An 8701-nucleotide genomic window follows, 5' to 3' on the forward strand; every position below is an offset into this window, starting at 1 on the left:
ATTTATTCTTCAAGAAAATACATCAATTTTGATAAGTAGAAATGGTAAAAACATTGTATAGCATTTTACATAGGAGTCTGGACTTGACTCAAAAATATGAATTAAGTAAATAAAAATGTATTAATTTTTGAGCCAATTCATTTCATTTTAATACAATCCATATATAATATGAACCAGGTGATATTTGTGAAAAGATTAACAAGTTTAGCGATGAAGTATAAAATTTATCCAATATTAATGTTTGTAATCAGTACAGTATTAGCGATTACTGTAGTCATTCAGAACGTTGCTATAGCAGAAATTTTAAATGCAATGTTACGCAATACACATCAAGATTTGTTAATTTTACTACTAGTGACATTAATTATTTTATTAGCAAGAGCGACATTTAATACAATAAATCAAATGATAGGTAATCGTATGTCTGCTCGCGTTAAATATGACTTACGACGTCAATTGATTTTGAATAAATCGTCAGAACCCATTGGTGTTCAAATAAATACACTAACTGAAAATATAGATGGCATAGTACCATTTTTTAATAGTTACTTTCCTCAGGTTTTTAAGTCAATGATGATACCGCTATTTATCATAATTGCAATGTGCTTCATACATTTGAACACTGCTTTAATTATGATTGTAACTGCACCATTTATACCAATGTTTTATATCATTTTTGGGTTGAAAACACGTGATGAGTCAAAAGATAAAATGACCTATTTAAATCAATTTAGTCAGCAGTTTTTAAACAAAATAAAAGGGCTGATTACGCTCAAATTATTTAATAAAACTGAGGCTACAGAACAGTCTTTATATGAAGAAAGTACAACATTTCGAAATTTAACGATGCGTATTTTAAGAAGCGCCTTTTTATCGGGATTGATGTTGGAGTTTATCAGTATGCTAGGTATTGGCCTTGTTGCTTTAGAAGCGGGTCTAGGATTGATATTGTTTGATAGTATAGATTTTAAAACGGCAGCTATAGCAATCATATTAGCCCCTGAATTTTATAATGCTATTAAAGATTTAGGTCAATCTTTTCATACTGGAAAGCAAAGTGAAGGATCAAGTGATGTTGTCTTCGATTTATTAGATCGACAAGAGCGATATGTAAAATCACAAGTGCAAACGAATAGTTATCAAAAGCCATTAATACAACTTGAGCATGTGTATTATAAATATGACGACACACAACATCATGCTTTGGAAGATATCAATCTTAGTATTTATGATGGAGAACATATTGCATTAATTGGAAAAAGTGGGGCTGGAAAGTCTACTTTAGCCCAAGTTATAGCACAACATTTTAAACCGCAATATGGCTCTGTGATCTATAAACAACAATTAAAAATTGGTTTTTTAAGTCAGCATCCATATATTTTTAACGCATCTATTAGAGATAATATGACCATGTTCCAAAAAATTGATGAAGATAAAATTTTAGAAGCGCTTGACGATGTTAACTTAAAACAGGTTGTCAATGCGTTAGAAAACGGTATTGATACTTGGATTGGTGAAGGTGGAGAGATGCTCTCTGGAGGACAGATGCGAAGAATTGAACTGTCACGTTTGTTATTATTACAACCTGATGTATTGATATTTGATGAACCTGCAACGGGATTGGATGTACAAACAGAACATGTCATTCAATCTGTGATAAACAAAAAGTTTAAAAATACGACTATCATCACCATCGCACATAGAGAAAATACCATAAAAAATGCAGATAGACGTATAAAGATTAATGAGGGTTCTGTTGAGTCTATAAAAGTAATCAAGCAAAATGCGTATAAAGGTGGTGACTTGTGTTGAGACCACATATTCAATTTAAGTTAGATAAAGATTTAATTTTATCTATCATTGTAGGTATATTAGGCAGTTTAACTGCATTAAGCATGTTTTTCTTAAGTGGTTATATGGTAACGCAAAGTGCTTTAGGTGCACCATTATTTGCTTTAATGGTTTTAATTGTTTCTGTTAAAATGTTTGGATTTATACGTGCTGTTGCAAGATATATCGAACGATTATTATCTCACAAAGCAACATTTACTATGTTGAGAAATGTGAGGGTGCAATTTTTCAAAAATATTATACCTGTCGTACCAGACGTGTATAGAAAATTTAAATCCAGTGATTTACTTGGCCGTATGGTTGGTAGTGTGGAAGCACTACAAAATATTTATTTAAGAGTTTATTATCCACCAGTAGTCATTGGCTTAACGGCGTTGATTGCAATGGTTGTGACTTTTTATTTCTCATTTGTTCATGCAATTATCATCTTTATTAGTATGTTGATAACATTGGTTTTAATTCCTTGGTTAAGCGCGAAAAAGGCACAATTATTAAAAAGGGATGTTAATCGTATACAAGACCAATTTTTAAATCAATTTTACGATTATAAAGAAGGGCATCAAGAACTTACACGATTTGACCAAACAGAATATTATCAGCATCAGGTTTTAGAACAATTGAATGCGTATGAACAAGCACAAGCAAAAGAACAACGCTTTTTATCGTTGTATGAATATAGCTTAAATATGGTTTCAATGATTGCTTTATTTGCAACTTTATATTTGGGTGTCACACAAGTGCAAAATCAACAGCTAGATGTTGTTTACTTAACAAGTATTGTTTTGATGATGTTAACATTATTTGAACAAGCAATTCCTATGAGTAATGTGGCTTATTATAAAGCGGATACGGATGAAGCTTTAATCAATATCAATGAAGTTATTGCACACCCAATTCAACAAGGCAATCAACCACTATCATTGGATAATGCTGTACATCAACCGTTAGTAGAAGTTCGAAATGTTGATTTTAAATATTGGAATCAATCGAATTACACTTTAAAAAAAGTACAGCTGAGTGTGCAAGAAGGTGAACATGTTGCAATTATTGGTCCTTCTGGTTCAGGTAAGAGTACCTTATTACAATTAATGTTAGGTCTCTATCAAAGTGAAGATGGCACGGTTTTAATAAATAATCAAGATATTACAAGTATTTTAGATTCAGATAAATACAGTTCGATTAATGCTCTATTACAGTCACAACAATTATTTGATGGTACAGTACGTGATAATTTATTCACTGATCAAGAAGATGCAGTAATCGAAGATGTTTTTGATACACTAGGTTTATCACACATTGATTTAGATAGACACATCACACTTTCAGGTAATACACTATCTGGTGGTGAAATTCAAAGAATTGGTATTGCTAGATTATTATTAAAAGAGGCTCCGATTTGGGTGCTTGATGAACCTACTACAGCGTTAGATATTTATCATACGAATCTTGTGATGGATGAAATTCACAAACAATCTCAAACATTAATCGTTGCAACACATGATTTACGATTACTACCCAAATTTGATAAAATCATGGTTATGGTTGACGGGGAAATAATAGAATATGGAGATTACCAATCGTTACTATCAAACAAAGGCTATTTATATCAAATGGTCATGTTAAATCAAGCGTGACTTTTTAATAAAAAGTAGCAATATAAGTACTTGATTTGTAAATGGAAAATGTTAAAAATTTAATATGAAGCTCTTACAAATGAACGAATCACTGAAGTATTTGTGCAGAAATGTATAATTACTTCAGTGATTTATTAATAGTATTTAAAAAAGGGGTGGGATTGAAATCTAATTTTATTAAAAGATTCCTCGTTCCACCCTCGTAAGAATGGCTAGCATTGAAAAAAGTATAAAATGATTACCTGAGCAGTCGCTCATGCATAAGCCCCACTAACCCAACAAGTTGGGAAGTGGTATTAAGGATTACTTGAGCAGTCGCTCATGCATAAGCCCCACTAACCCAACAAGTTGGGAAGTGGGGCTTTACAATAAGAAAGAGTCTAGGACAATTCAATGCTGTCCCAGACTCTGGCTTTAAATTAATATATTTAATTAATCAATTTCATATAGTTTTACTTTAACATTAGAAATTTAGCATTATTTTGCTTTTTCTTCAGTAAAGGCATTAATTACTTTTGAAAGTAATCGATTTAGTTCTTTGTTTTCTTCTGCGCTAAGTGAAGATGCAACTGCCACATCTTGGCATGCTGTATCCAATTCAGGTCGAATTGCTTCACTTTTATCTGTTAAGTGGATAAACACTTCACGTTGATCTACTTCAGAACGTTCACGTTTAATTAAATCAACTTGCTCCATTCTTTTTAGTAATGGAGATACAGTACCTGTATCAAGTGCTAATTCAGTTACGACTTTTTTCACGTTAACAGGTGAATCAGCCCATAAGATTGTTAAAACTAAAAACTGTGGATATGTTAATTTGTATTTTTTAAAGACATTGTTAGAGTAGTAGCGATTTACTTGTCTTTGAGCATTATACAAACTGAAACATAATTGATCCTTTAAATTAAGTGGTTCAGACATAAAGTTCTCCTCCAGACATTCTATCCGTTTTGTTCTTTCTGTTTCGGATTTGAATCCGTCTATTGTTGTGTTACACTTCCTCAAGCATACTTTCACACTGTGCCATGCTAAAATAAAGTATGTATAAAGTTTAGAAGAAAGTCAACATTTTATCAAGTGAAAGGTTAATTATAAGAATAATTAAGGTTTTACGCAAACATTTTTATTTATGAAATGAGTGAGTATATGAAAAATATTAACAATCAGAAAACCAAAATTACGATTATTACAGGATTTCTAGGAAGTGGTAAAACAACTTTCCTCAGTAAATATATAAAATATTTACAAAAAAGCAATGAAAATCCGGGCGTAATCGTAAATGAATACGGTAATTTAGATATAGATAGCTATGCTATTAGCAATGATATTGAGGTTGTGTCAATATTAAATGGTTGCGTATGTTGTGATATGCAACTAGATTTAATAAAACAATTAAAACATTTTCTAAGCAAAAGTGCAATGCGCCATATAATAATTGAGGCGACAGGTTTAGCACATCCAATTGAAATTATTGCGGCATGTCAGGATTCTGAAATCATTGAACAAGTCGACCAACCTACAGTTATAGGATTGGTGGATGGGCCTCGCTTCTTAAATCGTTTTCAATATACCAACCATACAATTCAATTGATGGAAGAACAATTATCTGTGTGTCATGACATAGTGATGAACAAAATGGACCTCATTGATAATCATGCACATGATATTGATGAAGCAATTCACAAAATTAATCCAACAGCATCTAAATATTTTACTACATATGCAGATATGGATATGAATCAAATTAGTTCGGTTGCAAATGGAAATCAAATGAAAATAAATTCCCATGTACATCATCATGGTATAAATCGTATACATTATCATTTTTCTGGACCGATTAATAGACAATTATTTTATCAATTTATTTTACGGTTACCAGATAATGTTCTAAGATTAAAGGGATATGTGAAATTTAAAGATGTACCCGAAGATATTTATGAATTTCAATATGCTTTTGGGTTGCCAGATTATCAAACGATTGATAAAGAAGTGTCCTTGACGATAGTTATTATTGGTGAGCAATTAGATGTAAATAAACTACGAAATCAATTAGATATGCTACAATTTACCTAATTTAAATTAATGTAATGAAGAAGGGGGTTTGATTCACTATGGAAAGAGTGAAGATTAACCAACATGTATCCTTTTCAAATGTAATACAAGGATTTTGGAGAGCAAAAGATTGGAATTGGACACCACAACAGTTAAATCGCTATATTAATGAACTAGTTGAACGTGGTATTACTACGATGGATCACGCAGATATATACGGTGATTATAGTTGTGAAGGAATTTTTGGAGAAGCGCTTAAATTATCACCTAATCTACGTGAACATCTTGAAATTGTTTCTAAATGTGGCATCGTATTGCCATCAGACCATTTAGCGGCAGCAGATGGACATCGATACGATCATAGTAAAAAACATATCACAGAAACTGTGGAACGTTCTCTCAAACAATTACAAGTAGAACAACTAGATTCATTACTGATTCATAGGCCATCACCATTGATGGATCCACATGAAATCACAGAAGCTGTTAAATCTTTAGTTAAAGAAGGAAAAATCAAATCGTTTGGAGTATCAAATTTCAACAAATCGCAGTATGATTTATTAAGTAAATGTTTAGTTTGTGATAAATTACATATTACTTTAAATCAATTAGAAGTTTCTCCTTATACGTTAGATGCAATTGAAGATGGAACCATTAACTATATGTACAAAGATGATGTTAAAATAATGTCATGGAGTCCATTGGCTGGAGGAAAACTGTTTGATCTTGAAGATGAAAAAACAGCAAGAATTACTGCGATTATATCTCCATTGGCACAAAAGTATAATGTTACGACAACTGCAATTATTATGTCTTGGTTAAAGAAACATCCAGCTTCAATCATGCCAGTGTTAGGCACGCAAAAGATTAATCGTATTGATGAAGCATTACAAGGTATGGCAATAACGTTAACTGACCAAGAGTGGTTTGATATTTATACAGCTTCCTTAGGTCATGATATTCCTTAGATTTTAATTTAGAAGGAGCGTAGAACATGAGTAATCAAAGTGAACAACACCTTAGAAATCAGTTTAGATTTCAACGCAATTTTATTAATTTTCCTTTTTTGGGTTTTGCAATAGTAATTGCTTTATTAAACATAATATATCCTGATATTAATTTAATGATGACATTATTTGGCCTGTTCTTTTTTTACAATGGTGCGATATTGTTTGTTGCGTTTATTAAACATTATAAACGCGTTATGGTATTAGCAATCATCTTAACCTTATTATCATTAGCACTATTTGGAATGACGATGTATTTATATGCTAAATCAAATAATTTACTATAATGTTCAATATTATTTGATTTAAATAATTAGGAGGGCATACATGGTGCAATGGATCACTCACTTTATGGAACAATATGGTTATTGGGGAATTGCTTTTCTAATATTTTTCGAGAATATCTTTCCACCTATACCATCTGAAATCATCTTAACCTTTGGTGGTTTTATGACTACACACTCTAACTTGAATTTTATTGGTGTAACACTAACATCAACTGTGGGATCTGTTGTTGGAGCGATTGTCCTTTATGGCATTGGTGCTTGGATAGGAGAGCGAAATTTATATAAAGTTGTAGATCGTTATGGAAAAATCATACGAGTAAAAAGAAGTGATTTAGATAAAACACTGCAATGGTTTGAACAATACGGTTATTGGACGATATTTTTCTGTCGATTTGTACCGCTTTTAAGAAGTTTAATTTCAATTCCAGCCGGTTTAACACGTATGAACATGCCTTTGTTTTTATTATTTACAACAATTGGTACATTGATTTGGAATATCGTTTTAATTTATTTAGGACAAACAGTTGGTAGCAATTGGCATGTTATCGTGCACTATATGGATATTTACTCTAAAATTATTTATATCGTACTTATTATTCTAGCTGTTTTTATTATTTGGAAGTGGTTGAAACGCCAACGAAAATATAAGTGAAAGTGATGATAGTTAAACGAACTAACTCAATAAATTGAGAAGTGGTTTAGGGATTACCTGAGCTAAAGCTCATGCATAAGTCCCACTAACTCAATAAATTGAGAAGTGGGACTAAAAAATACTGAGACAATTCATTTGTCTAGCATTATAAGGGGATGACATTATGACAAAACAAAAGATTTCTATTATAGGTGCTGGTAATACAGGATCTACCTTAGCTTTTATTATCGCTAAACATGAATTAGCGGATGTTGTATTGATTGATCAACCTAAAAATGAAGGACAGGTTAAAGGTAAAGCACTGGATATATTACAAAGTAGTCCAATTTATGGATTCGATGTAAATGTTTCAGGATCAGTAGATTATTCTGATACAAAAAATTCAGATATTGTTGTAATTACTGCAGGGGTACCACGTAAGCCTGGAATGAGCAGAGACGATTTGGTTAAAATAAATGAACAAGTAATGGAAGAAGTTACAAAAGAAATTGTTAAATACTCCCCAGAATGTAAAATAGTAGTGCTTACCAATCCAGTTGATGCAATGACTTATACAGTATTGAAAGCATCAGGTTTTTCTAAAAAACGTGTTATTGGACAGTCAGGTATATTAGATACTGCAAGATATCAAACATTTATAGCAGAAGCTTTAGGTATCTCTATTAAAGATGTTAAAGGGTTAGTTCTAGGTGGTCATGGAGATACGATGCTTCCATTAGTAAATGCTACAAATGTTAATGGTGTTCCATTGACTAAATTATTAGATGAAACTACTATTAGCCAAATTATTGAACGCACTCGAAAAGGTGGTGCTGAAATAGTGGAATTACTAGGTACAGGTTCTGCTTATTATGCGCCAGCTTCGGCGGTATATAGTATGTTGGAAGCAATTTTGAAAGATCAACAACGTTTATTACCTGCCATCGCATATTTAGAAGATGAATACGGTTTTTCTGATATTTGCTTAGGTGTGCCTACAATATTAGGTGGAAATGGTATAGAACGCATTTTAGAGCTTACACTTTCGGATGAAGAATTAAAGCAATTACAAATTTCAGCAAATGCTGTTCAACAAGTGAAACAATCACTTAAAAATAAATAATTTAATATTTTAAAAAATAAAACCCACAGTAGTGTGTACTGTGGGTTTTTTATTATTTATTTTAGTTTGTGATTACATTCTGAAAATACAGATATATAGATAAAGTCCGTATAATT

8 protein-coding genes are annotated in these 8701 nt (G+C 31.7%); 7 read left to right on the plus strand and 1 reads right to left on the minus strand.

Annotated elements, in window-relative coordinates; all coding sequences use genetic code 11:
* Positions 1-186 precede the first annotated feature (186 nt).
* Positions 187-1812 carry an ABC transporter ATP-binding protein/permease gene (locus KA824_RS10265; RefSeq protein WP_107384441.1) on the plus strand — a complete coding sequence of 542 codons (1626 nt, stop codon included), beginning with the start codon at positions 187-189 and terminating at the stop codon, positions 1810-1812.
* Positions 1809-3485 (plus strand): thiol reductant ABC exporter subunit CydC, encoded by a 1677-nt coding sequence (cydC, locus tag KA824_RS10270; RefSeq protein ID WP_181187691.1) that lies wholly within the window; start codon positions 1809-1811, stop codon positions 3483-3485. The genes KA824_RS10265 and cydC overlap by 4 nt, the downstream gene beginning before the upstream one ends.
* A gap of 477 nt (positions 3486-3962) precedes the next feature.
* Here cydC and mgrA read toward each other — a convergent pair whose 3' ends face one another.
* The gene (mgrA, locus tag KA824_RS10275; protein ID WP_046207364.1) at positions 3963-4406 is read right to left on the minus strand and encodes a global transcriptional regulator MgrA; all 444 of its coding nucleotides are present in this window, start codon (positions 4404-4406) and stop codon (positions 3963-3965) included.
* A 225-nt stretch (positions 4407-4631) separates the two neighbouring features.
* Between mgrA and KA824_RS10280 the strand changes: the two genes are divergently transcribed.
* The 5 genes from KA824_RS10280 to mdh all read left to right on the plus strand — a co-directional run bounded on the left by KA824_RS10280 (position 4632) and on the right by mdh (position 8585).
* A complete protein-coding gene (locus KA824_RS10280; protein ID WP_181187686.1) occupies positions 4632-5558 on the plus strand; it encodes a CobW family GTP-binding protein in 927 nt (308 codons plus the stop codon).
* 38 nt (positions 5559-5596) lie between these two features.
* Positions 5597-6505 carry an aldo/keto reductase gene (locus KA824_RS10285; protein ID WP_107384444.1) on the plus strand — a complete coding sequence of 303 codons (909 nt, stop codon included), beginning with the start codon at positions 5597-5599 and terminating at the stop codon, positions 6503-6505.
* Between the two features lie 26 nt (positions 6506-6531).
* Complete coding sequence (locus tag KA824_RS10290) at positions 6532-6831, plus strand: hypothetical protein (protein WP_107384445.1); 300 nt, start codon at positions 6532-6534, stop codon at positions 6829-6831.
* Positions 6832-6871: 40 nt separating this feature from the next.
* Positions 6872-7483: a DedA family protein gene (locus KA824_RS10295; protein WP_181187687.1), complete on the plus strand. Its 612-nt coding sequence runs from the start codon at positions 6872-6874 to the stop codon at positions 7481-7483.
* A gap of 163 nt (positions 7484-7646) precedes the next feature.
* On the plus strand, positions 7647-8585 hold the full coding sequence (gene mdh / locus KA824_RS10300) for a malate dehydrogenase (RefSeq protein ID WP_107384447.1): 939 nt from the start codon (positions 7647-7649) through the stop codon (positions 8583-8585).
* Positions 8586-8701: the final 116 nt, after the last annotated feature.

The sequence above is a fragment of the Staphylococcus sp. GDY8P198P genome (genome assembly GCF_017891615.1).
Classification (GTDB): Bacteria; Bacillota; Bacilli; order Staphylococcales; family Staphylococcaceae; genus Staphylococcus; species Staphylococcus cohnii.

What these genes read in the sequence shown, in the direction of transcription:
- mgrA (WP_046207364.1), bottom strand. Translation starts at nt 4,406, where the DNA reads ATGTCTGAACCACTTAATTTAAAGGATCAATTATGTTTCAGTTTGTAT.
- KA824_RS10280 (WP_181187686.1), top strand. Translation starts at nt 4,632, where the DNA reads ATGAAAAATATTAACAATCAGAAAACCAAAATTACGATTATTACAGGA.
- KA824_RS10285 (WP_107384444.1), top strand. Translation starts at nt 5,597, where the DNA reads ATGGAAAGAGTGAAGATTAACCAACATGTATCCTTTTCAAATGTAATA.
- KA824_RS10290 (WP_107384445.1), top strand. Translation starts at nt 6,532, where the DNA reads ATGAGTAATCAAAGTGAACAACACCTTAGAAATCAGTTTAGATTTCAA.
- KA824_RS10295 (WP_181187687.1), top strand. Translation starts at nt 6,872, where the DNA reads ATGGTGCAATGGATCACTCACTTTATGGAACAATATGGTTATTGGGGA.
- mdh (WP_107384447.1), top strand. Translation starts at nt 7,647, where the DNA reads ATGACAAAACAAAAGATTTCTATTATAGGTGCTGGTAATACAGGATCT.